This is a genomic window from Candidatus Oscillochloris fontis (assembly GCF_004138135.1).
In the GTDB taxonomy this organism is placed as follows: domain Bacteria; phylum Chloroflexota; class Chloroflexia; order Chloroflexales; family Chloroflexaceae; genus Oscillochloris; species Oscillochloris fontis.
On the sequence record NZ_RYFD01000002.1, the window covers coordinates 56,908 to 79,557 of the forward strand.

Annotated in this window: 22 protein-coding genes; 10 read left to right on the forward strand and 12 right to left on the reverse strand. The window is 59.4% G+C overall.

The window, feature by feature from the left end; translation table 11 throughout:
• The first annotated feature begins 68 nt into the window (after nucleotides 1-68).
• The 3 genes from EKD03_RS01305 to EKD03_RS01315 all read left to right on the forward strand — a co-directional run bounded on the left by EKD03_RS01305 (nucleotide 69) and on the right by EKD03_RS01315 (nucleotide 4,225).
• Entirely contained in the window at nucleotides 69-2,834 is a 2,766-nt protein-coding gene (locus EKD03_RS01305; RefSeq protein ID WP_238613288.1) for a cation-translocating P-type ATPase, read from the forward strand.
• A 166-nt stretch (nucleotides 2,835-3,000) separates the two neighbouring features.
• Nucleotides 3,001-3,645 carry a potassium channel family protein gene (locus EKD03_RS01310; RefSeq protein WP_129626516.1) on the forward strand — a complete coding sequence of 215 codons (645 nt, stop codon included), beginning with the start codon at nucleotides 3,001-3,003 and terminating at the stop codon, nucleotides 3,643-3,645.
• 175 nt (nucleotides 3,646-3,820) lie between these two features.
• Nucleotides 3,821-4,225, forward strand: a complete 405-nt coding sequence (locus EKD03_RS01315; protein ID WP_129626518.1) for a potassium channel family protein — start codon at nucleotides 3,821-3,823, stop codon at nucleotides 4,223-4,225.
• Nucleotides 4,226-4,249: 24 nt separating this feature from the next.
• Here the strand turns inward: EKD03_RS01315 and EKD03_RS01320 are convergent, their stop codons facing one another.
• The 9 genes from EKD03_RS01320 to EKD03_RS18730 form a co-directional block, all read right to left on the reverse strand.
• Nucleotides 4,250-5,161: a universal stress protein gene (locus tag EKD03_RS01320; protein WP_129626520.1), complete on the reverse strand. Its 912-nt coding sequence runs from the start codon at nucleotides 5,159-5,161 to the stop codon at nucleotides 4,250-4,252.
• Between the two features lie 201 nt (nucleotides 5,162-5,362).
• Nucleotides 5,363-6,049: a TIGR04283 family arsenosugar biosynthesis glycosyltransferase gene (locus EKD03_RS01325; protein WP_129626522.1), complete on the reverse strand. Its 687-nt coding sequence runs from the start codon at nucleotides 6,047-6,049 to the stop codon at nucleotides 5,363-5,365.
• Nucleotide 6,050: 1 nt separating this feature from the next.
• On the reverse strand, nucleotides 6,051-6,533 hold the full coding sequence (locus EKD03_RS01330) for a hypothetical protein (RefSeq protein WP_129626524.1): 483 nt from the start codon (nucleotides 6,531-6,533) through the stop codon (nucleotides 6,051-6,053).
• Nucleotides 6,530-7,894: a vWA domain-containing protein gene (locus tag EKD03_RS01335; RefSeq protein ID WP_129626526.1), complete on the reverse strand. Its 1,365-nt coding sequence runs from the start codon at nucleotides 7,892-7,894 to the stop codon at nucleotides 6,530-6,532. The genes EKD03_RS01330 and EKD03_RS01335 overlap by 4 nt, the downstream gene beginning before the upstream one ends.
• A 6-nt stretch (nucleotides 7,895-7,900) precedes the next feature.
• Complete coding sequence (locus EKD03_RS01340) at nucleotides 7,901-8,263, reverse strand: hypothetical protein (protein WP_129626528.1); 363 nt, start codon at nucleotides 8,261-8,263, stop codon at nucleotides 7,901-7,903.
• Nucleotides 8,264-8,438: 175 nt separating this feature from the next.
• Nucleotides 8,439-10,421, reverse strand: coding sequence for an acetyl/propionyl/methylcrotonyl-CoA carboxylase subunit alpha (locus EKD03_RS01345; RefSeq protein WP_129626530.1), 1,983 nt, complete (start codon nucleotides 10,419-10,421; stop codon nucleotides 8,439-8,441).
• 242 nt (nucleotides 10,422-10,663) lie between these two features.
• Nucleotides 10,664-11,647 (reverse strand): TIGR03557 family F420-dependent LLM class oxidoreductase, encoded by a 984-nt coding sequence (locus EKD03_RS01350; protein WP_129626532.1) that lies wholly within the window; start codon nucleotides 11,645-11,647, stop codon nucleotides 10,664-10,666.
• Between the two features lie 22 nt (nucleotides 11,648-11,669).
• On the reverse strand, nucleotides 11,670-12,539 hold the full coding sequence (locus EKD03_RS01355) for an NgoMIV family type II restriction endonuclease (protein WP_129626534.1): 870 nt from the start codon (nucleotides 12,537-12,539) through the stop codon (nucleotides 11,670-11,672).
• Complete coding sequence (locus tag EKD03_RS18730; RefSeq protein ID WP_129626536.1) at nucleotides 12,536-13,495, reverse strand: DNA cytosine methyltransferase; 960 nt, start codon at nucleotides 13,493-13,495, stop codon at nucleotides 12,536-12,538. The genes EKD03_RS01355 and EKD03_RS18730 overlap by 4 nt, the downstream gene beginning before the upstream one ends.
• Before the next feature lie 132 nt (nucleotides 13,496-13,627).
• On the opposite strand from EKD03_RS18730, the gene EKD03_RS01365 reads away from it, so the two are divergent.
• The 7 genes from EKD03_RS01365 to EKD03_RS01395 all read left to right on the forward strand — a co-directional run bounded on the left by EKD03_RS01365 (nucleotide 13,628) and on the right by EKD03_RS01395 (nucleotide 19,014).
• On the forward strand, nucleotides 13,628-14,194 hold the full coding sequence (locus tag EKD03_RS01365) for an anthranilate synthase component II (protein WP_129626538.1): 567 nt from the start codon (nucleotides 13,628-13,630) through the stop codon (nucleotides 14,192-14,194).
• A gap of 10 nt (nucleotides 14,195-14,204) precedes the next feature.
• A complete protein-coding gene (gene cofD, locus EKD03_RS01370; protein ID WP_129626540.1) occupies nucleotides 14,205-15,143 on the forward strand; it encodes a 2-phospho-L-lactate transferase in 939 nt (312 codons plus the stop codon).
• Entirely contained in the window at nucleotides 15,140-15,751 is a 612-nt protein-coding gene (gene cofC, locus EKD03_RS01375) for a 2-phospho-L-lactate guanylyltransferase (protein WP_129626542.1), read from the forward strand. Before cofD ends, cofC begins: the two co-directional genes overlap by 4 nt.
• A gap of 62 nt (nucleotides 15,752-15,813) precedes the next feature.
• Complete coding sequence (locus tag EKD03_RS01380) at nucleotides 15,814-16,986, forward strand: glycosyltransferase (RefSeq protein WP_238613289.1); 1,173 nt, start codon at nucleotides 15,814-15,816, stop codon at nucleotides 16,984-16,986.
• 21 nt (nucleotides 16,987-17,007) lie between these two features.
• A complete protein-coding gene (locus EKD03_RS01385) occupies nucleotides 17,008-17,697 on the forward strand; it encodes a YveK family protein (RefSeq protein ID WP_129626544.1) in 690 nt (229 codons plus the stop codon).
• Nucleotides 17,698-17,700: 3 nt separating this feature from the next.
• Entirely contained in the window at nucleotides 17,701-18,348 is a 648-nt protein-coding gene (locus EKD03_RS01390; protein WP_129626546.1) for a YveK family protein, read from the forward strand.
• Between the two features lie 9 nt (nucleotides 18,349-18,357).
• Nucleotides 18,358-19,014: a CpsD/CapB family tyrosine-protein kinase gene (locus tag EKD03_RS01395; RefSeq protein ID WP_129626548.1), complete on the forward strand. Its 657-nt coding sequence runs from the start codon at nucleotides 18,358-18,360 to the stop codon at nucleotides 19,012-19,014.
• A 35-nt stretch (nucleotides 19,015-19,049) separates the two neighbouring features.
• Here the strand turns inward: EKD03_RS01395 and EKD03_RS01400 are convergent, their stop codons facing one another.
• The 3 genes from EKD03_RS01400 to EKD03_RS19150 form a co-directional block, all read right to left on the reverse strand.
• Nucleotides 19,050-20,015, reverse strand: coding sequence for a TerC family protein (locus tag EKD03_RS01400; RefSeq protein ID WP_129626550.1), 966 nt, complete (start codon nucleotides 20,013-20,015; stop codon nucleotides 19,050-19,052).
• 6 nt (nucleotides 20,016-20,021) lie between these two features.
• Complete coding sequence (locus tag EKD03_RS01405) at nucleotides 20,022-21,905, reverse strand: GAF domain-containing protein (protein ID WP_420808786.1); 1,884 nt, start codon at nucleotides 21,903-21,905, stop codon at nucleotides 20,022-20,024.
• Between the two features lie 181 nt (nucleotides 21,906-22,086).
• Nucleotides 22,087-22,569 (reverse strand): SulP family inorganic anion transporter, encoded by a 483-nt coding sequence (locus EKD03_RS19150; protein ID WP_174842788.1) that lies wholly within the window; start codon nucleotides 22,567-22,569, stop codon nucleotides 22,087-22,089.
• Between the last annotated feature and the right edge of the window lie 81 nt (nucleotides 22,570-22,650).

Below are 22,650 nucleotides of genomic sequence, written 5' to 3' on the forward strand. Positions count from 1 at the left end.
AAAATCTTTGCGTCTTTGCGCCTTGGCGTCAATAAGAAGGCTTCTATTAATCCTAATCACATACCTCTATGGCAACTCCAAACCCGTCCGATCATGCCACCGCCGACTGGGGGGAGATGTATCGTCTCTCTACAGCCGACGCATTGATTGCGTTGGGAACCGGGCCAACTGGCCTTGCGATGGATGCGGCCGAGGCACGGTTGGTTGCGTATGGCCCAAATCGGCTGCCTACCCCGGCGGCCAAGCCGTTGCTGCGGGTCTTTCTGGAGAATTTTACCCACCTGATGGCGCTCTTGCTCTGGGTGGGTGGGATCATCGGTTTCATTGCCCAGATGCCGCAGTTGGCGATTGCGATCTGGTCGGTGAACCTGATCAATGGCCTGTTTAGTTTCTGGCAGGAATTTCGTGCTGAACGGGCTGCTGCTGCCCTGCGGGCGCTACTGCCCGCCCAGGCGCGGGTGCTGCGTGCTGGGGTGGTGCAGGAGGTTCCCCGCGAGGCGCTGGTTCCCGGCGATCTGCTGGTGTTGGCCGAGGGCGATCTGATCGCCGCTGATGGCCGCTTGATCGAGGCGGCGGAGTTGCGGGTGGATCAGGCCACCCTGACCGGCGAGTCGCGCCCGGTGCCCAAGCACTGCGAAATCTATGCTGAAGCAACGACGGATCGGGTCGGGTTGCCCAATCTGGTCTTTACGGGTACCACGGTGGTGGCCGGAACGGCCAAGGCGCTGGTCTTTGCTACGGGTGCGCATAGCGCCTTTGGCCAGATTGCGCACCTCACCGAGACGATAGCGGAAGCGCCTAGCCCGTTGCAACAAGAACTGGCCCGCCTCACGCGGGTGGTGAGTGTGATCGCGGTGAGTATGGGGGGAATCTTCTTTGGGCTGGCGGTGGGGGTGGCCGGGGTCAATCTGGCCGAGAGCCTCATCTTTGCCATGGGAATGATCGTTGCGTTTGTGCCTGAGGGCTTGCTACCTACTGTGACGCTGGCCTTGGCGATTGGTGTCCAACGTATGGCCCGCCGCAACGCGCTGGTCAAGCGGCTCTCGGCGGTGGAGACGCTGGGGTGTACCGAGGTGATCTGTACCGATAAGACCGGTACGCTCACCCAGAATGCGATGACGGTGCGCCAGATCTGGGCCGCCGGACGTATGTTTGAGGTGCAGGGGGGCGGCTATACCCCCGTCGGCGCAATTGTGCTTGATGGCCAGCCGGTGGGGCATGATGCAGATCTCGAAACACTGCTGCGTGCGGCTGCACTGTGTAATGATGCGCGTCTGATTGCGCCGCCTGACCCGCAAGGTGATTGGACAATCCTGGGCGATCCGACCGAGGCGGCATTGCTGGTCGCGGCGCACAAGGCGGGGCTGGATCTGGAGACTGAGCTACAACACGCCCCGCGCATCCACGAGATTCCCTTCGAGTCGCGCCGCAAAATGATGAGTAGTATCCACCAACCCGGCCAGCGCGTGGTCTATGTGAAGGGTGCCCCCAACGAGGTGTTGGCCTGCTGTGTGGCGCTGCGGATGAACGGCGCGCTGCGCCCACTCGATGCCGCACTGCTGGACGAGATCAGCACGATCAAGGACGGGCTGGCCCGTAGTGGGCTGCGTGTGCTGGGCGTGGCCATGCGCGATCTGGCCCCCAACTGCGATCTGAGTAGCGCCGCCACCATCGAGACCGATCTCACCTTCCTGGGGCTGATCGCCATGTACGATCCGCCGCGCCCCGAAGTGGCCGCAGCGGTGACGCAGTGCCACCAGGCCGGGATTCGTATCATTATGATCACCGGCGATGATGGCCTGACTGCCACCACCATCGCCCAGCGCCTCCAGATCGTCACGAGTCCCCAGCCGCGCATGATCAGTGGCAGCGAGTTGGCCCAGCTTGATGAACCTGCCCTGGCCGCTGCCCTTCAGGGCGAGGTGGTCTTTGCGCGGGTGGCCCCGGAGCAAAAGTTGCGTATCGTCAGCGCCCTGCAACACCTCGGCAAGGTGGTGGCGGTAACGGGCGACGGGGTGAATGATGCGCCCGCACTCAAGCAGGCCGACATCGGGGTGGCCATGGGCAAGTCGGGCACCGATGTGGCACGCGAGTCGGCGGATATGATCCTCACCGACGATAATTTCGCCACGATTGTGCATGCGATTGAGGAGGGGCGGGCAGTCTACGCCAACATCCGTAAGTTTGTCAGCTACATCTTCACCAGCAACGTGCCGGAGGCGGTGCCGTTTGTGCTCTTCGCGCTCACGGGCGGGCGCATCCCGCTGGCGCTGACGGTGATGCAGATCTTGGCGATTGACCTCGGTACGGACATGGTGCCTGCGCTGGGCCTCGGAGCCGAGCGCCCCGAACCGGGCTTGATGGCGCGCCCACCCCGGCGACGTAGCGACCACATTATCAGTCGGGGCTTGCTCGTGCGTTCCCTACTCTTCCTGGGCATGATCCAAGGTGCAGTAGCGATGCTGGCCTTCTTTGCTATCTACTGGAGCCAGGGTTATGCTGGTCTGTGGCTTGATCTCCCCGCTGAGGGCCACATCTACCAGGTGGCGACCACCGCCACCCTCGCGGCCATCGTGGCCACCCAGATCGGCAACCTGTTTGCCCAGCGCACCACCCATGCCTCGATCCTGGCGATCAATCCCTTCACCAACCGGCTGATCTGGATCGGTATCGGGATCGAAATTCTCTTGATTCTAGCGATCTCCTACGTCCCATGGCTGCAATGGATCTTTGGGACGGCGGCGCTACCCGCGAGCAGTTGGCTGTTGCTGCTGGCCTGTGTGCCGGTGCTGCTTATTGCTGATGAGCTACGGAAGGCGATTGTGCGTGCATAGTTACGCCTCCCGGCGGGGGTTCGGGGGAGGCGAAGCCTCCCCCGAAGAACTTTTTTTCTCTGATTTTGGCGGCGAAGCCGCCAAAATCAGAGAAAAAAGCGTGTCTGGGGCGCAGCTCCAAGCGTGGGTTTTAGGGCGGTAGCCCTAATGAGAGAAGGAACATATCATGCGTATCATCATCCTTGGCTGTGGCCGAGTTGGTGCGGGGTTGGTGCAACACCTCAGCCTGCATGGCCACGAGATCACTATCGTAGATAGCGATCCCTCCGGCTTCGCCCGCCTCGCGCCGGGCTTCCACGGGCGCATGATCGTCGGGGATGTGTTGGATCGCCAAGTTCTGCTCGAAGCCCAGATCGAGCGCAGCGACGCGTTGGTGGCCGTTACCACCAGCGATGACGTGAACATTGTAGTGGCACGGTTGGCACGGCTGATCTTTCGCGTGCCACGGGTAGTAGCGCGGGTCTATGATCCGCCCAAGGCCGAAATTTACCACCGCCTGGGCATCCAGACCGTCACGACCACCGCATGGACGATCAACCGCATCAGCGAACTGATCAGCTACTCCGAACTAGAACCAATAGCCAACGTGGGTGATCAGGTAGAAATAGTGGCTGCGAGCGCCCCACCGTTGTTGGTCGGGCAGCCGATCAGCCGATTGACTCACCCCGGTGAGAGCCGGGTGGTGGCGATCAGCCGCAGTGGTAAGACCTTCCTGCCCCAATCGGGAACGCTGATCGAGGCGGGCGATCTCCTGCACCTCGTTGTGATCAGCGCGGCGCTAGGGCGGGTGGCAGCACAGTTGCGACATTGAAGGAAGTGTAACTGTTCACACTGCCCCGAACATCACGATTTTGACGCAAAGACGCCAAGGCGCAAAGCCTTCAACAAAACCTTTGCGTCTTTGCGCCTTGGCGTCAACCTGTCGTTTTGCGTAGGAATGATAATCCGTTTACCCTTATCGTGAACGGTTACGAAGGAAGTACACGATGAACATGCTCATTATTGGTGGCGGGCAAGTTGGCTCTTACCTCGCCAGCCTGCTTTTGGCCAACAAACACCATGTCACCGTTGTTGAACGCCGCGAAGAAGCCCAAGATCTGCTGCGGCGCTCAGCACCGTCCGCACACATCATCCTCGGCGACGGTACCGATCCGCAGATCCTCGAATCAGCCGGGGTGCGCGTTGCCGATGTTGTCGCGGCGGTCACCGGCGCAGACGAGACCAACCTGGTGATCACCAGCCTCGCTCGTTTTGCCTTCAACGTGCCGCGTGCCGTTGCCAGAGTGAACAACCCGCACAATACGTGGATGTTCACCCCGGCGATGGGGGTTGATGTGGCGCTCAATCAGGCCGATGTGATGGCGCATCTGATTGCGCAGGCGGTGGGGTAGGTAGCGACACAAAATATTGCGTCGCTATTCATCTGGCGGGCGATAGATCAAGACCGGGAGGGTCGTGCTGCGCAACACCTTATCCGCCACACTACCCATAAACATACGTGCCATACCTTTGCGCCCGTGGGTAGTCATAGCAATCAGGGCCACCCCATCCTTTTCGGCACGTTCGAGGAGCGCATTGGCGATGTGCCCAATGGGTGCGTAGGTCATCACCACATGGCCCTTTGCGCGCAGTGGCACCGCCACTTCCTCTACATAGAGTGTTGCCTGCTGCCATGCCTGCTCCTGCGCCTCCACATCAATCACTGGCTCCACCCCACTGAGGGTAAAGCCGTGGACAAGTGGTTCGACCACGCGCACCAGATCCAGATGGGCAGCATGCGATCCACGCATCTGCAAAACAACGTTGGTTGCCTGTTCGGCTAGTTCGGTACCATCGAGTGGAATGAGGATGTGGTCGAACTGGGGGGACTGATCAAGTTGGAGCGGCGCATCGGTGGGATGAATCGCGAGCGTCGGGATCTGTGACTGACGGATCACCCGATCTGCCACACTGCCCAACCAAGCACGGGCTAATCCGCCCCGTCCGTGGGTGCTGAGCACGATCATCCCCGTATCTACCTCATGCGCGTAGGTACAGATTGCATCCGCGACGACCCCGCGTAGAACGGTATGTTCCACTGGGCCGCCCCAGACCTGTGCGATTCGGGCGGCAACTTCCGCGAGGTAGTTCTGCTCGTGGGCACACAGCGCCAGATCAACATCGGGGTCAAAGAAGGGAGTTCCCGCCGGTGAGAGGGTATTGGCGACCATCTCATGCACATGGAGGAGCTTGATCTGTGCCGACCACTGGCGTGCTATAGCTAAAGCCGCTGGAAGGGCGTGCTCACCAAAGGGCGAACCATCAAGGGGAACGAGGATCGTCTTCATGATCGGGCCTTTCCGATAACTGCCTTACAGCGCTGTAGGACATGGCTCTATTGTACTCCCTGCGGGTTCTGTATGTTAGAAAGACTTGACTAGTAATTGTTCACACAAACCTTATTGTTCACGCGAAGGCGCGAAGCCGCGAAGGTTTTGTTATAGACGTTGCGCCTTGGCGTCTTTGCGTCAATAGCGGAATGCTAGGAGCTACCCAAACGCTGGCCCCTGCGCATAGCTTTGCGCCAATTGCGTTGGAGGAACCCCCAGCACATACTGTAGCCAGAGCCACATGTCGTGGAGCAGTTGGGGGATCGCGCCATTGGCGGTGAAGCGGCGTGCCGAGGTGATCACCTCGGCGGGGATGACATGCACCGATGTCCGGGCGCGAGCCAACTCGAAGAGACGCACATCTTCAAAGAGCGGCCATGCGGGAAAGCCGCCCAATTCCTGGTAGAAGGAGCGCCGGATGACGATCCCCTGATCGCCATAGCTGGTGAGCAGCGAATCCCACCACATCAGGCGCGCAGCCAGGGCGAGGATGGGATCATTACTATCAAAACTGAGGCGGAATTTGGCGATCTGGACATTTGGATCGCTGAAGCAGGATTCGAGGAGCGGGAAGGCATCAGTGGGTAGGCGGGTATCGGCATGCAGGAAGAGTAGCACCTCACCATGTGCCTGTGCTGCCCCGGCATTGCACTGTGGCCCGCGCCCACGTTCGCTCATCACCACCTGCGCTCCGGCTGTCTGGGCAAGATCGGCAGTTGCATCGCTACTGCCGCCATCAACCACAATAATCTCAGCCTCCGCGTTGAGCGCCCGCAGCGTAGTGATGTTTTGGCCAATTCCCGCCGCCTCGTTGAGGGCGGGGATGATGATACTCCATGTGGTCATCTTACTCCTTTAACAAACTCGCCGCGACCCGCGCCAACTCGACATGACCGAGCCGCCCGCCGACCAACCAGCAGGTTGTGGGGCTGGCGCGCAGGGCAATCAGGGGCAGGCGGTCGGGGCTAACGGCGCTCCAGGCGGCAGGGAGAAAGGCAGCAGCACACCCATCGAGGTTGAGCGCTTGCAGCTTGGGTGTCGGGCCATCAGCGGGATTCCAGGCGAGTGGCAGCGGTTCATTGGGCGGCAGATCGAGCGCGATCCACGAGACCATCAACTGCCCCTGGGCATCGAGCGCACAGTAGCCCTCACCGATCCGGTGGGGCGTCAAGCCAGCGGGCAGGAAGCTCGGCATGGGGTGATCACTGGCGGGATCGAGTGGTTCAATCGGCGGCAGCGCGTCGGGGAAACCCGCCGCGATGGGGCCGGAGACCGCCAGTAGTGCCACGCGCAAACCGGGTAGATCAAGAAGTGCCAGAACTGTACTCATGGAACCTCTTGTTCTCCCAAACGGCGTGTCGCGTAGGTCAGTTCACGCCGCCCCACCCCGCTGGTGGTGCCGGTGGCTTCAAGATTCGCCGCTTCGTGGAGCGCCACCTGGGCCAACTCAGCTTCGCCGAGGTCGTGCAGACGGGCAGCAGCGGCGCGCAGCAGGCTCATCGCGCTGGTCGCATCGCCCCGGTTAACGGCATCTATCGCTCGTCGTTGTAGGCGCATCGCCGTAGCACGCCCAGCCGCATAGAGCAGCGCGGGCGGGGTAGGGGCGGGCGTGGCGGTGTAGTGGGCCACCAGATCGGCGCTCACTTCGACATCAGCGCTACTCGCCCGCAGCGCACACAGCCGCCGCCGCGCCCCATTGGGCGCGGGGCGCGGCGGCGTGGGCGGGGCCAGCAGTTCAAGCAAGAGGCGTATCGGGGTGCCGCGCTCCAGATCACCCAGGTGGATCAAGAGCCGCCGTGGGTCATCCCCCAGCGCCTCCAGCGGGGCCAGCGTGGGGCTGATCCGCGTCACCCGGCGCACCTCCACCCCCTGCGGGAGTTGGAGTTCCAGTTGGAGCGCCTGGGCAACCACACTGCGGGCAGCATCGAGTTCTGCTGCCACCGCCGCCGGGATCTGCTCAGCGCGGCGCATAAAACTGGCCCGCCCGCCACTCACGTCGGCTAACCCGGTCAGCAGATCATCCTGAAACTCACCACCCAGCCCCAGTGTACTGATACTCACCCCCGCCTCTGCCGCTTGGCGCGCCAGCGCCATACACGCATCGGCATGTTCGGTAAAGCCATCGGTGAGCAGGATCAAGCGCCGCACCGTCCCCGGTGCGCCCGCGTGGGCCAGTTCCGCGAGGCCCAGCCGCATTCCACTCGACAGATCAGTCTCTTCACCGAGCCGCACGCTGCGCAGCCGCGCAATACCGGCGACCAGTTCCGCCCGCCGATCCCCGCCCATACTGGGCACCAGCGTCAACGCCTGCTCGGCACACGCCACCAGACTGAAGCGATCCTGGCGGTCTAGTCGCTCAACGACACTATGCAATGCGCGTGCGGTATAGTCGAGCGCACTCGGTGAGTGGGCGCGGATCTCGTCGGGGACAGGCCCGGCAATCTGCCAAACCGGCACGCCATCAACGAGAACTTCCTGCGCCCCACCGGCGCGCACCAACTCGCGAAATTGCTCCTCACTCACAATCGGGATGCGCATTGAGCGACTAGCATCGGCCACCAACGCCCAACTGACCGATGCGCCCACCCCGCCCGCATCGGTCGCCAACGTGATCATCGCGTAGCAAATCTGTGATTCGTTACGCGCTGGAAGAGTTATGAGTTGGGGCAGAGTCTGAAGGAGCAGGCTCATAGAGGGTTATGGACAGGCATTGGTTAAGGTTGGCACACCACTAAACACCACTTGAATCGTAGTGCCATCACCAAACGTAATCACCCGCCGACTGCGCGTAATTGCCCGTGGGCCATCGGCACCCTCGATCCGCACACAGGCATCTACATATGTCTCTTCATAGGTATCCGCCACGCCACCATGCAACAGGCCAAGAATCTGCTCCTGGGGAATCGCCAACTTCGCCGGAGCCGTGAAGCCCAGCCATGCCAGGGTTAAGGAACCAGCAAGAATTAAGACAAAAAAGAGCATGAGGACAGCGGGTGCCGATGATTTACGCCGAGGTTTGACAACAACATTCCCTTTGGCTAGGTCTTTACTTGTAACCATCTTGGAAGGTCTTTCCGGTTGTGACACACAAGAACCCCTCTACTCTAAACATTCTATCTTGAGGTTGAGCGCTGTCTAGCGGGTAGATAGTACCAATCTTTAACTAGTCACCCTCGAAGATCCTTATTTGTTCGGTTTTGGCGGCTTCGCCGCCAAAACCGAACAAATAAGGGAATTACGCCTCCTCTTGGGCCTCAACTTCAATCAGATCGGCTCCGCCGGTGACACTACTACCAGCTTTGAACGGAATCCGGCGTACAATTCCGGCGTAGGGGGCCACAACGGTATGCTCCATCTTCATGGCCTCTAGCACCAGCAGCGGTTGGCCCTCGACCACCGTCTCGCCCTCACTCACCAACACCTTCACCAGCGTCCCCGGCATCGGCGCAGTCAGGCTGCCCCCATCGTGGCCATGGCCCGTCCGACCCACCGAGTCGGCGCTGAGTGGTACAGACCGGGTCAGCCGGTAGGCATCGCCGCGCCAAGCAATCAGGAGATCGCCCGCCGCATCGCGAGCCACGCGGAAGCGTTCGCGTTCGGCGTTCTCGAAGCTAAGGATCAGTTCATCGGTGCGCAGCGATGCGACCTGAGTCGTTACTGCACCCTCAGCCGCGTAGATGTGCCATGTTGCTCGTGCACGCTTCACGCGCAGCGTGTGTTCCTCATGGCCAAACGTGAGCGTCAGCGGGGTCTCGATGCCATCGGCGCGCCAGCGGTTCTCGAAGGGCGAACGCGGAGCCACCTGGGTTTGCACCTGCAACTCCCACACCGCCGCCGCCGCAAGCACCTGGTGCGGCAGTGTCTTGGGCGGCGCAGCGTGGATCTGCTGCTCAGCCAAGAAGCCGGTATGGGTCGCCCCGGCAATAAAGGTCGGGTTGGTCACAATCGCCCGCAACAACGGCAGATTGGTGGTCAGCCCCAGCACCGCATAGTCATCCAGAGCGCAGCGCAGGCGATCAATCGCCGCGTGGCGATCCGCGCCAGAGACAATCAGCTTAGCGATCATCGGGTCATAATATACCGTCACCTCATCGCCGCTGGTCAGCCCCGAATCGACGCGCACCCCCGGACCCAAGGGCGGATCGAGCAGCGCCAACTTGCCAATCGCGGGCAAAAACGTGACCGGGTCTTCGGCATAGAGGCGCACCTCAATCGCGTGGCCCCGGAATGTTACCTGCTCCTGGGTGAAGGGCAGTGGTTCACCCGCCGCAACCGCGATCTGCAAGCGCACCAGATCCAGCCCGGTCACCAACTCGGTGACGGGATGCTCAACCTGGAGGCGGGTATTCATCTCCAAGAAATAGTAGTTGCCATCGGGATCAAGCACAAACTCAACCGTCCCGGCATTGACATACCCAGCGGCACGCGCAGCGCGCACGGCGGCATCACCCATTGCGCTGCGCAATGCGGGCGAGAGCGCGGGCGAGGGTGATTCTTCGAGGATCTTCTGATGGCGGCGCTGGATCGAACACTCACGCTCACCCAGATGCACCACATTCCCGTGGCTATCGGCGAGGATCTGGATCTCAACGTGGCGCGGGCGCAGGATCAGGCGCTCCAGAAAGACTGTCGCATCACCAAAGGCGGCCCCAGCCTCACGGCGCGCCCCCTCCAGCGCAGCGGGGAACTCGGCGAGGCTATTCACCACGCGCATCCCCTTACCGCCACCACCGGCACTCGCCTTGACCAGCAGCGGAAAGCCGATGCGCTCAGCCTCAGCGGCGAGGGTCGTTTCGGACTGATCGGCCCCGTCATAACCGGGAGCGACGGGCACCCCGGCCGCGACCGCAATCCGGCGTGCGCCGATCTTGCCACCCATCGCCTCAATCGCCTCGGCGGGCGGGCCAATAAAGACAATCCCGGCCTCGCGGCACATCCGCGCAAAGGCCGCATTCTCGGAGAGGAAGCCATACCCCGGATGGATCGCCTCAGCCCCTAGCGCCTGGGCTGCTTCTATTAGCTTCTCGCCCCGCAGGTAGCTCTGCGCCGCTGCGGGGGGGCCAATCTGCATCGCCACATCGGCCAGCCGCACATGCAGTGCGCCCGCATCCGCCTCAGAGTAGACCACCGCCGGACTGATACCCAACTCGCGGCAGGCCCGAATAATTCGTACAGCAATTTCACCACGATTGGCGATCAAGATACGTTTGAAGGTCATGGATCTCTCCATCTAAAAAGATTTCTTCTTGGGGCTGCGCCCCAAACCTGCTTTTTTCGCATACGTTGGCGGCGAAGCCGCCAACGTATGCGAAAAAAAGTTCTTCGGGGGAGGCTTTGCCTCATAGGCATTCGGTTAAGCGTGAAGGGAGCACCGGCTTCCAGCCGGTCACGATGCGCCACCGACCGGCTGGAAGCCGGTGCTCCCTTCGGGCGTGCGTAGGGGCGTGTCGCGACGCGCCCCTACATCTCCAATTTGGGCAGCACATGCTCACCATAGGCCCGAATCCACTCCTCCTGGTTGCGGCCTACATTATGCACGTAGATCTCGGTAAAGCCAAGATCAATAAAACCCTGAAGCTGGGCGCGGTGAGCCTCAAGATCGGACGCAATCAGCACCCGACCTGCAAAGTTCTCGGCACGCACGAGGCGCGCCATGGCGGCAAAATCCTCTGGGGAACGAATATCCTGCTTGGGGAAATTCATGCCCCCATTGGGCCACTCAGTCAGCGCGTTCTGAAGCGCCTCAGCATCGGTCGCTGCCCATGAGACATGCACTTGGAGCAACTTGGGCATGGTATCGGGATCTTTCCCAGCGGCGCGGGCACCCTGAGCAAAATGATCCAGAATCGTGCGCAACTTCTCGTGGTTCGCAGCGGGGGTGATCAGGCCATCACAGACCCGCCCGGCCCAGCGCAGAGTTTGGGGGCCAGTAGCGGCAATATAGATCGGCAGCGGGCGCTCCGGCAGCGTCCACATACGCACCTTATTCATCTGGAAGTGCTGGCCCCGGTGGCGCACCTCCTTGCCGGTCAGCAACTTCTGGATGATCTCGACCGCCTCTTGCAGCATCTCAAAGCGCACCAGCGCATCGGGCCACACGCCAGCGACCACGTTCTCATTAAGCGCCTCGCCACTGCCCAAGCCTAGCCAGAAGCGGTCGGGGTACATCGCGGCCAGTGTCGCGGCGGCGTGGGCAATCACCGAGGGGTGGTAGCGGAAACTGGGGCAGGTGACACCCGGCCCGAAGCGGTGGCCCGTCGTCGCGCCGAGTGCGCCCATCCAGGAGTATGCGAAGGCATTGTGGCCCTGTTGCGGCACCCAGGGCTGAAAGTGGTCGGCGGCCATCACCCCTCGGAACCCGTGGGCCTCGGCCAAGCGACAATGAGCGAGCAGATCGGTAGGGTGGAACTGTTCGAGCGCGGCAGCGATGCCGATAGTAACCATAGTGCGTCCTTGCTACGATAGGTTAGATGATCAGATCTAATGGAAGATCAGCAATATCCCGCAAGCGTTTGCCATCAATCATTGTATGTAGGAGATCCTCTGCATCAGCATAACCTAATGTATTCACCGTAGATAGCAATTCTGTAAGCGCAAAGTGGTATACACAATCTATATCGCCTGTTCCCAGAGCAATTGAGGCAATTCGGCTTGGTGTTGGTTCGCCCGTAATCACCGCAATGTGTGGTAAACGTCCTTTACGGTTACGTACCAAATTTAAACCCTCAGAACGTGCATTTTGCGCCCGGTCACTCCGCAAAGTCCATTTACATGAAATACTTGCATGCAGAATAGGTTGCGTATTATTACACTTGCGTAGGCTTGTTAAGCGGGCGCATGTTTCGTCAACCAGTATTTCTTGAGAGTTAATCGTAGCATCCATTTCGGGATGCCGGATAATGACCACATCTGGTTTGATCAGATAGTCGCTTCCTAATGCTGCTGCTAGTTCGGGATTGCTCCGTGCCGCATTATCAAGCGCAGCCAAATGAGCATACTGGTCAAACTGTGCAATAGCGAGGCGACCTGCACCTACTCCTTTACTAATTGTCCATGTTCCGGGGCGTAAATGCTGAAGATGAGGGAAGATAGTATCGAGATATTCTTTACAAATAATCTCGAAGTGATTACCTGCCATTTGGCCTGCCATACGAGTGCCAGGATCTCGTTTCCCCAAGATCTCAATAATACCTTTTGCAATGGCTACACTTACTCGACTATCTTTGTCGGCATTTGTGGGGATACCCGCTGCATCAATACGGAGTACCGCACTCAGTAGTGCAGCATGAAAACTGCGGCGGGCTTCGCAAAGGAAGGTTGTACTTGCATTGCTCATAAGCTGATCTTTACTTGATGTAGCCGTCGGACACTCAGTACTTGATACAACTGTGAGGCGACTGCCTGTGCCACAGGTGGAGGGAAGGCATTCCCTACTTGCCGATAGGCTGCTGTTTTGCGTCCGGCAAACTGCCACTGATCCGGAAATCCTTGCAAACGCGCCACCATACGTACAGTCAAGCGGGGCAGACCAACAAAATCAGGTGCCGGTGACTCGTCCCAGATCCCCAGTCCATCAACTCCTAGTGCTGCCCATGCACGACGGGCACGAGTAGGGCCAAGATCAGGGCCACCATGTTTCTTAGAACCACCAACGATTGTTGGGGCAATTTCGTTGGCTCGTGTACGCCAAGCATCAACACCAAGCCAGCCTCGCGCCGCCATTAAGTCGTAGAGTGTCTCACCAACGGTGGGTGGTCGTTGTATACCTACTGGCCATGAGAAATATTCGCATAACTCCTTTTTGATCGCCACAAATACGACTCGTGGACGTAACTGAGGTACCCCAAAATCTGAAGCATTCAGAAGCCGCCAGATGGTCTGATAGCCCAGTTTATGAAGTTCATTAGCGATATAGCGCCGGTAATCCTCAAAGATTGCGTCTAGGATACCCCGTACATTCTCAATCATAATAGCACGCGGGCGAATTTCATCTGCCAATCGTACTGCTTCAGGAAAGAGATTGCGTTCATCCAGGGTTCCAAGTTGCTTCCCAGCCTTAGAAAAGGGTGGGCAAGGTAACCCTCCCGCAAGCAAGTCTATTCCCCGATAAGGTGTTCCATGAAAGGTTGCAAGATTACCTTCAACAACATGCCAATCAGGGCGATTGAGGCGCAGAGTCGCACAACAATGGGGATCAATCTCAATCGCAGCTTGGTGTGAAAAGCCAGCCTGCTCTAAGCCGAGTGCTTGTCCACCACCACCCGCGCACATTTCGACTGAGAAGAGGGTCATAATGAGGTACCATACAAACTAGAACAGGGTTGCGATCTCTATTGTACCCCATCTTGCCATTTGCTTGCCAGCCTAGCCCGCCCCCGCTATACTACAAGCGCACACAAAGCCCAACACCAATGGAGATGCCCCATGCGCGTGCTGTTGCTCGATAACTATGATTCCTTCACCTACAACCTCTACCAGTACCTGTGCGAACTGGGTGCCCAGGTGGATGTGTACCGCAACGATGCCCTCAGTGTGGTCGAGGTTGCCGCGCTGCAACCGGATCGGATCGTGATTAGCCCCGGCCCCTGTACCCCCAACGAGGCCGGGATCAGTGTTGATCTCATCCGCGAGTTGGCCCCACACATCCCGATCTTGGGAGTTTGCCTCGGCCACCAGTCGCTCGGTGCCGCCTATGGCGGCGCGGTGATCCGTGCCCCCCAGGTCATGCACGGGAAGATCTCGCCCATCCACCATAATAACCAGGGCGTCTTTGCCGGGCTGCCCGCTGGCTTCCCGGCCACGCGCTACCACTCACTGATCGTGCGGCGTGAGGATCTACCACCTGAGTTGGAGATTACCGCCTGGACTGAGGATGGCCTGATTATGGGTCTGCGCCACCGTACCTACCCGGTTCAGGGGGTGCAGTTCCATCCCGAGTCGATCATGACGACTGCGGGTAAGGATCTGTTGTGCAACTTCTTGACTGCCTAAAGGAAGCGTTATGATCCTCGTCCTTGCTGGTGGAGTGGGTGCGGCACGTTTCCTTGAGGGCTTGGTGCAGGTGGTTCCACCCGCATCTATCACTGCGGTGGTCAATACGGGTGATGATATGCAGTTTCATGGGTTGCACATCGCCCCTGATCTGGATATCGTCACCTGTACGCTGGCCGATCTGATTGATCAGGGCCAGGGCTGGGGTATCCGTGGCGATACCGATGCCTGCCTCTCCTGGCTGATCAAGCTGGGCGGGCCGGGTTGGTTCAAGCTCGGCGACCGCGATCTGGCGCTGCATATCCGGCGTACCGATCTGCTGCGCTCTGGCCACACGCTGAGTCAGGTGGCCGAGGAGTTTCGGCGCGCTTTGGGGGTGGCGATCCGCATTCTGCCCATGAGTAATGATCTGGTGCCGACCCATATTCTTACCGATGCAGGCGAAATGCACTTTGAGGAGTATCTGGTGCAGCATCGCGCTGTGCCACAGGTACACGGGGTGCGCTTTGTCGGGGTGGAGGCGGCGACCCCCGCACCGGGGGTGTTGGAAGCCATCGCGACTGCCGAGGCCATCCTGATTGCGCCGAGCAACCCGGTGGTGAGTGTCGGGCCGATTCTGGCTCTGCCGGGGGTGCGCGAGGCGCTGCAGTCTAGCCCCGCCCCGGTAGTCACGGTCAGCCCGATTGTGGGTGGTGCGGCGATCAAGGGGCCGGCGGTGCCTTTGATGCGGGCGCTGGATCTGGAGATCTCGGCCTTTGGGGTGGCTCAAGCCTATGCTGGTCTGCTCGATGGGATGGTGATCGATCAGGTGGATGCCGATCTGCGCAATCTGATCGAAGCGTTGGGTATGCGGGTCGCCATCACCGATACGATCATGCGCGGACCAGAGGAGAAGGCCAATCTTGCGCGGGTGAGCCTCGAATTGGCGCGGGGTTGTGGATCGTTATGATCTGTCACGCGGTTATCCCGCTCAAGCCACTCGCCCGTGCCAAGAGCCGCCTCGCTGATCTCCTCACCCCGGAGGAGCGCCAAGCCCTGGTGCGCTCCATGTTTCTGCGCGTGTTGGGCACCCTCGTGCCGCTGCGCGGCAGCCTGCTGGCTGAGGTCTGGGTGATCAGTCGTGACCCAGAGGTGCAGAATCTGGCCACGCTGCATGGGGCGCGCGTCATCTATGACCAAGCCGAGGATCTGAATGGGGCACTCGCCCAGGCCCACGCTACCCTGGAAGACCTCGGTGCGCCTGCAATGCTCGTCATCCCCGCCGATGTGCCCCTGCTCTCCGCTGCGGATGTGGCCGCAATGTTGGATCTGCTCGCGCAAACAGATGTCGTGCTAGTTCCCGACCGCCACGGCCAAGGCACCAATGCACTCGCGATGCACCTGCCATGCCGATTGCCCTTCCTCTTTGGGTCGGAGAGTGCGGCGCAGCATCAGGCAGCAGCGGCGGCGCTTGGTCTGCGCTGCCAGATCCTTACGTCGCCAACTCTGGGGCTGGATGTGGATGATGCGGCGAGTTTGGGTGTGTATAGGGGGATGGAACAATCTTCAACACCATAACCCTGAAGATATGCTATGCTATAGCGTTACTATTATCGGTTCAGGGGAAGCGTTAGGCAGCTATGCTCACTTCGTTACCAATAATTGCCGAAAGCAATGGCACCTCAGCTCCAACTAAGGCTGCGGGGCGTGGTAGGCCACTGCGGGTCGCTCTGGCCCATGATTACCTGAATCAATATGGTGGTGCCGAACGGGTTCTGGAGGCATTGCACCTCCTCTTTCCTGAGGCACCTATCTACACCTCGATCTATGACCCGGATGTCATGCCTTCGTACTACCGCGAATGGGACATCCGTACCTCGTTTATGCAGCGCCTACCTGGCTGGCGTAAGCATTTCCGCCGCTACTTCTGGCTCTATCCAAGCGCGTTCGAGAGCTTCGATCTGAATGAATACGATCTGATCATCAGTAGTAGTAGCGCCTATGCGAAGGGCGTGATTCCACGCCCTGGTGCGGTGCATCTCTGCTATTGTCATACCCCCATGCGCTTTGCGTGGCGCACCGGCGACTACGTCGCCCGCGAGCAGATTAGTGGGGCGCAAGGTGCCATACTGCCCTTCTTGCTCACCTTCTTACGCCTCTGGGATACCTCTGCCAATGCACGAGTTGATGCTTTTGTGGCCAATTCACGGGCAGTGGCCGAGCGCATCCAACGCTACTACGGGCGTGAGGCTACGGTTATTCCGCCACCAGTGGTTCTGCCTCCGGCGAACATGACGCCACCGGGTGATTTCTACTTGGCCGGAGGGCGGCTGATTCCCTACAAGCGCGTCGATCTGATCGTGGAAGCCTTTACCCACCTAGGGCTACCGCTCAAGATCTTTGGCGATGGCCGCGACCGCGCACGCCTGGAGCGTATGGCCGGGCCAAATATTGATTTCTTGGGTTGGGTTGATGAACCAACCCGTAACGACCTCTTTGCACGTTGTCGCGCGTTCATCTTCCCTGGCGAAGAGGATTTTGGGATCACCCCGCTTGAGTCTATGGTCTCTGGTCGCCCGGTGGTGGCCTATGGTGCGGGTGGTGCCCTCGATACGGTGGTGGAAGGCGTCACCGGGCGCTTTTTCTATGAGCCTAGCGCTGCTGCGCTTGCCGCTGCTGTCAGCGCGGTGCATAACGACACCTATGATCCAGTGGTTATCCGCCAATATGCCGAACGCTTTGGTCTCGATCTCTTCTTGAGCCGCATCCGCGATCAGGTTGAGCGCGCAGTTACGGCCAAGTTGGTGCGTTAAGGCCAGCGCCGAAACAGATTTATGCAGCTACGTCTCTATTTCTTGCTCCTTCGCCGTTTCTGGATGCTGATCCTGCTGCTGCCCCTGCTGACCGGCGCGGTCAGCCTGGCTAGTGGCCTGGATCGTCCGAAACAGGTTCAGGCCACCATGCGTCTGATGGTGGTTCGCACGCTCGTGGATCGCAACCATACCGCTAGTCTGCCCGACTTTAATGAGAATTATGTCTGGCTGACGACCGAGTATATTCTTGATGATATGCCGATGGTGGTGGCGAGCGATGCCTTTGCCGATGATATTCAGGCTGCCCTAGTTGCGACTGGCCTCGATCTGCCTGTCGGGGTGTTGCGTAAACGTCTGCATGCCGAGGTGCTGCACCGTTCGGTCTATGTCACCATGGTGGCTGACACCCCCGAACAGGCGACGCAGACGCTCCAGAGCGCTGTGGAGGTGCTGCGCAGCAAGGGGCTGAGCTATTGGGGCCGCTCGGATGGTGGCCTCCAAGTCGTCTTGCTCGATACACCCCAGATCACTGCCACCATGGGCGGCAAGCGCACCGCGCTGGTTGATGCGATCCTGCGAGCGGTGCTGGCCCTCGCAGTTGCGGTGGGCCTCGCCTTGTTGATGACCTATCTCGATGATCGCTTACATACCCCTGACCAGGCCGAGGCGTGGACGGGGGCACGTCTGTTGGCGATACTACCGAAAGAGTAAGCTATGCAGTTGCGTGACTATCTCTCTGTCTTGATGAAGCGCTGGTGGGTGATTGCGCTCACCGCAATGGTGGCTGCGGTGACGGCCTATGGGGTGAGTAAGTTGCTGCCCCACACCTTCCGCAGTCAAGCCGTCTACCTCGCACTTGCTAACCAGGCCGATAACGGGCTGAACATTGTGCTGCGCAACTCCATGAATAGCTATCGCGAAATGGTGATGCAGCCAAGTGTGCTCGATCAGATCAGCCAGGGGCTAGGGCTGGACATCAGTGGCGAGACGTGGATGAGCGATGTGAATATTCAGCCGCGCCCCGATGAACAGAAGATTGTGATCGAGGTTGATGCCACGCGCCTGGATCAGTCGCAAGCTATGGCCAATGCGGTCGGGGATCGTATGGTGGCGGATGTTAACCGCATCAACTCCACCCTGGAAGGAACCGCACGCATCAATGTGACTCGCATCCAAGAGGCGCGGCTGCTCAGTATGAGTCCCAATACCAAGATCAATGTGCTGGCGGGTGCGATCCTGGGGCTTGTGTTGGGCCTGTTGCTGGCCTTCATTCTCGAATATATTGACGATACGCTCAAGAGTAGCAGCGACGTGGAGCGCTTTGTTGGCCTGACCACGCTGGGCGCGATTCCTGAGAAATAAGAGGTTTTTATGACCACCCCATCCTCACCGTTGATTACGCTGCGTGATCCGGCCTCAGCCGCCGCCGAAGCCTACCGCACGCTGCGCACCAATATTCAGTTCTCTAGCCTGGATCGTCCGATCAGGACGCTCCTGATCACCAGCACCGCCCCCGACGAGAATAAGAGCATCACCCTGGCCAACCTGGCCGTGACGATGGCCCAAGCCGAGCAGCGCGTCCTCATGGTGGATTGCGATCTGCGACGGCCCAGCCTGCACACGATCTTCGGGCTACCCAACGAGCCAGGGCTGACCAGCGCGATTCTGGAGCAAAGGGCAAGCGAGTTGCCCATTCAAGCCACCGCTGTCCCCGGCTTGAGTCTACTGGCCAGCGGGCCACTGCCGCCCCGCCCCGCCGACCTGCTCGGTTCGCGGCGCATGAGTACGCTCCTCGAACGCTTGCATGCCAACGCCGACATCGTACTGATTGATACCCCCCCGGTAGTCGCTGTCACCGACGCGGCAGTATTGGCCCCCAAGACCGACGGGGTGCTGCTGGTACTCCAGGCGGGCCACACCCGCCGCGACCGCGCCCGCGAGGCACGCCAGATCCTGGAGAAGGTCAAGGCGCACATCATCGGGGTGGTGCTGAACAATGCGCGCCTTGAGGGTGGCTATAGTTATTAGGCAGTAGAGCAGAAGGAAGCTCCACCGAGGCGTCTCTACGCATCAGGCACCGCAACCTCAAGGCGACGGGCACGAATAATCGAGGCCACAATCGCCACCACCAGGGTGGTGACAATGATACCGAGCGAGAGCACATTCGAGACGTGGTAGTGTTCATGCACCACCAAGTAGGTAATCTCCGGCCAGAGCATCTTCACCCCCACAAACGAGAGAATGAAGGCAAGCCCCGTCTTGAGGTAGTGGAACATACCCATCACCCCAGCCAGCAAAAAGTAGAGTGAGCGCAGACCGAGGATGGCGCAGATATTCGAGGTGTAGACAATAAAGGGATCTTGGGTAATCCCAAAGATGGCGGGGATCGAATCAATCGCAAAGATCAGATCGGTACTCTCCACGATCAACAGCACCAAAAAGAGCGGCGTGGCCATCAGTTGACCATGCTCGCGCACAAAGAAGTGCGGCCCGCGCATCTCCTTGGTGACGGGAATAAAACGCCGCACAATCCGCACGAGGATGTTACCTTCGGGGTGGATCTCCTCTTCTTCCTCCTTACTCAAGAACATGCGCAGGCCAGTAAAGAGCAGAAACGCCCCGAAAATATAGATAATCCACTCAAAACGCTCCAGCAGCGCAGCCCCCAGCAGGATCATCGTGCCCCGCATCAAGAGCGCACCCAAAATGCCCCAGAAGAGGACCCGATGCTGGTAGGCGCTTGGTACACGGAAGAACGAAAAGAGCAGAACGAAGATGAAGATGTTATCAACGCTGAGTGAATATTCGATCAGATAGCCAGTAAGAAAATCTAGTGCTGATTTTGATCCCAGCCAGAAGTACAGCCCCAGGTTGAAGAGCAACGCGAGCGTAATCCACACCACCGTCCAGGTCGCCGCTTCACGGATCGAGACCGCATGGGCACTGCGGTGAAAAACACCAAGATCGAGGGCAAGCACAAAAAAGACCACAGCGTGGAAGCCCACCCAGGCCCAGATACTGATATCCACAGTTCCTCACTCTTCCTCAATAATCGAACGTTGCGGGAAGCGCACCTGCGCACACATCCATGGGCCATCCTCTTCACGGAAGAGTTGGAAACGGCCACCTAAATCTTCATTAACCAAGGTCTCGATGATCTGCAACCCCAGCCCACTACTATGGCTGATCGGTGGTGGCGGGTGCGATGGGCCATCATCGCGCACATTCACAATCACCATCTCATCGCCAAGCAGCGCCGAGATCTCGACCTTGCCCCCCTCAGCGGCGAGGCCATGGGTGAGCGAGTTGCTGATCAGTTCGTTGATCACCAGCGCCAACACAGTTGCATCACGTGAGCCAACCCGTACCGCATCGCCGGTGATCGCAAATTTGATCGGAAAATCGTTATCAACCAGAGTCGCCTTGGTGCTGTCCACTACCTGCCGCGCCACCGCATTGACGGTGGTAACACCCAGATCTTCCCGCGAGAGCAAGTTATGGATGGCAGCAATAGACTGAATGCGCGAGGCACTTTCGCGCAGCGCCTTAGCGCCCTGGCTATTCGGTTCGACACGGCGCAGTTGCATAGCGAGCAGCGCCGAAATCGTCTGGAGGTTGTTACGCACGCGGTGGTGCATCTCTTGGAGCAACGCCGACTTGATCATCAAGGCACGCTGGCTCTCGTCGTACAAACGCGCATTCTCGATGGCAATCGCAGCCTCATCGGCGAAGGTACTGAGCAAGCGCACCTGCTCGTAATCAAACAGATGTGGCTCGGACTTATACAGGCAGATACCACCAATCGTGCGTTCACGCGCCCGCAGCGGCATACAGAAGAGTGAGTGGAAGTTCTCGCGCACAGCCACCTGGGCCAAATCGGGAAAGCGCGCATCCTGGTAGGCATTCATCACCGCCATCGGGCGGCTGTCACGCACCGTCTGGATGATAAAATCGCGCACCCCATCACCCGCACCACCATGGCTCGACACCAACTGGAGTTTACCATCATCCATCTGGAAGATCGCAGCGCGATCCGCCTGGGCCAGTTCGACCGCCTTCTCACTGATCAGGTTCAGCACGTCGCGCAAGCCGATCTGCTCGGCAATACTCTTACTCACCTGCTGGAGGGTGGTCAACTCGCGCAACTTCTGATGCAGCCGCTCATCCGTCTGCTGGTAGAGCTGGGCATTGGCAATAAAGAAGGCCAACTCCCCGGCGGCCACCTCAACAAAACTGATCTCCTCCTGGGTAAAATCGCGTGGCCCAGTCGTCTGGACACTGATCACCCCTTGGAGCTTATCAGCACTAAACTGGAAGCGCTCGGCGCTAAAGAGCACAATCGGCACCGCCAAGACCGAGTGGAAGATCTGATCACCAAGCTGCGGCTCAACGGTAAAGCGCGTCTCCTGCGAGACATCGCGCACCGCCACCGGATGCCCCAACTGCGCCGCCCAGCCCGTCACCCCAGTACCCAACTTGGTTACCACCTGGCCAACGGCGGCAAAATTGAGGCCGCGTGCCGCCCGCAGCACCAGTTCATCACGATGCTTATCGTAGAGGTAGACCGAACATGCCTGCACATGCACCACCTCAGCGACCGTCTCAACCACCGTTTGGAGCGAGGTATCCAGATCGAGGGTCGAGTTAGCAGCGGAGATAATGCGATGCAAACCATCCAACTCCGAGGCACGCGCCAGGAGGCGCGCCTCCCACTCGCGGGTGCGCTGCTCCTCCTGTGCTGCACCAAAGGCGAGCATCAATTCACTCACCACCAAGCCCTGGGGCATCTGGAGACGAACCGCCAGCACCAGGCCCAACTCGGCCAACACCTCCGCCACACCACCCTGCGCATACCAAAGCCCGGCGATATGGCGTAATTGATCAACCCGCCCCTCAACCGTCTGCTCGGCCATCAGCATTTCTAAGACTTCAGCAAGCCCTGGCCAGCTTTCACACAGGGTAGCAATCAGATCGGGCGGCTGCGACGTAACAGTTTCATATAATGACATAGGTATGATCCTCTGCTTTATCCTATGACATTATAAAGATGATAAGATGCAGGCGCAACCGCAGCATACCGCCGGTCAGGGCTGTGCAAAGTCACCTCCGGTGGGGGTTCGGGGGCGACTGCGCCGCCCCAAGAACTTTGCACATGCCCTGTACCGCCGGTGGTAGGGTATTGAAGTTCAGCAAGATCACCGAAACAACAGCACCGGGATCAAGCACGAACAGATCATCGCACTCATCGAACTTGCCCCGCACCTCGTCCACATAACGCCGGTGGCACTCATCGCCCGCATGCCTAGAGGTAATGACCAACAGCCGCGAGACCTTATGGGCGAAGAAGAGCGCACTCAGCGCAACCCCAACTATCACGCCCTGCGCGAAGTCGTGGGTGAGAACAACGACGCCCACCGTGGCAAACGTGACCACACTTGCCGATTTGGGGTTAGTACGCAGGTTCGTCAGCGAGGCCCAGTTGAACGTGCCGATAGAGACCATGATCATCACGGCGACGAGTGCCGTCATCGGGATCTGCTTAACCCAATCGCCTAGTACGAGGACGAGGAAGAGCAGGAACATAACACCGCAAGCATAGCCTCCAGACAACGGCTATACTTAGGGTGAGAAATTCACGCCTAGCTCAGCGTGTCGTGAGCTATG